Source organism: Chromohalobacter sp. 296-RDG (genome assembly GCF_029889885.1).
Classification (GTDB): Bacteria; Pseudomonadota; Gammaproteobacteria; order Pseudomonadales; family Halomonadaceae; genus Chromohalobacter.
Genome location: NZ_JARANY010000252.1, coordinates 1 through 952 on the forward strand (window position 1 = coordinate 1; position 952 = coordinate 952).

The window sequence follows — 952 nt, forward strand, 5'->3', positions numbered from 1 at the left end:
GTTGTATCGGTAACTCCAAACAATACTTAACCTAGCTTAATTTAACGTCGTTCAACATAGCGCTACACGAAAGGCGTAGACACGAAACGCCCGCGCCGGTGTGAGCGGCGTGGGCGTGGGGTTCAGCCGTGCGGATGGTTCAGGGGAAGCTGAACTGGGCGGTTCCCTGGTCGGAGTGCTGCGGCCAGCGTTGGGAGATAGCCTTGCGGCGGGTGTAGAAGCGCACGGCGTCGGGGCCGTAGGCGTGAGGTCGCCGAATAGCGAGTCTTTCCAGCCACCGAGGCTGTGGAAGGCGACCGTCGACCACCAACGCGGTGCCCTTCTCTTTGACTCCGTCGCTTAGCTTCCATACCGCGACCTGTGACCAGGGAGGTATGTCGATTTGACGACTTCCGCATTCTTATTTACTTTGTTCAAAATGTTCAATACATACAAAACTTCCGAGCATGCCATGCAGAAGACGGACTCGCAGCGCCTGGAAGAAGCGCGCGATGTAATGATCAGCGCCCTTGCCCAGAGCATGGTGGCCTACGGTGTCACACCCTCGGTGGGACGGATCTACGCCGTGCTCTATTTCTCTGCGTCACCGCTGACGCTGGACGACATAAAAGACGAGGTCGCCATGAGCAAGGCGAGCGTCAGTACCGGTGTCCGCGAACTGATCGACACCGGCATGGTGGCGAAGGTGTGGAAGAAAGGTGATCGCAAGGACCATTACATTGCCGAAAAGGACTTCTTCAAGAATTTCCTGAGCTTCATGGTCAAGATGCTGCGCCTGGAGCGCGGAATCATTAACAAGGCGGTGGAGCAAACCGAGCCAGTAATGCGCGAGATCGCTGACCACGGGACGGACAGCGAGGCCAGAGAAGTAGCTGCAAAAGACCAGGCACTGGTAAGCGGCTCGAAAGCTTACCTGAACTGGATCACGCAACTGGCCAATGCCATGGAATCA

Annotated in this window: 1 protein-coding gene and 1 pseudogene; one reads left to right on the forward strand and one right to left on the reverse strand. The window is 56.6% G+C overall.

From position 1 onward, the window contains the following. Positions 1–139: 139 nt before the first annotated feature. A pseudogene (locus tag OP495_RS18295) lies at positions 140–297 on the reverse strand (methylmalonate-semialdehyde dehydrogenase (CoA acylating)); the annotation flags it as partial. 85 nt (positions 298–382) lie between these two features. Here OP495_RS18295 and OP495_RS18300 point away from each other — a divergent pair. Next, positions 383–952: hypothetical protein (locus OP495_RS18300; protein WP_280571199.1), on the forward strand; the 570-nt coding region annotated here is incomplete at its 3' end.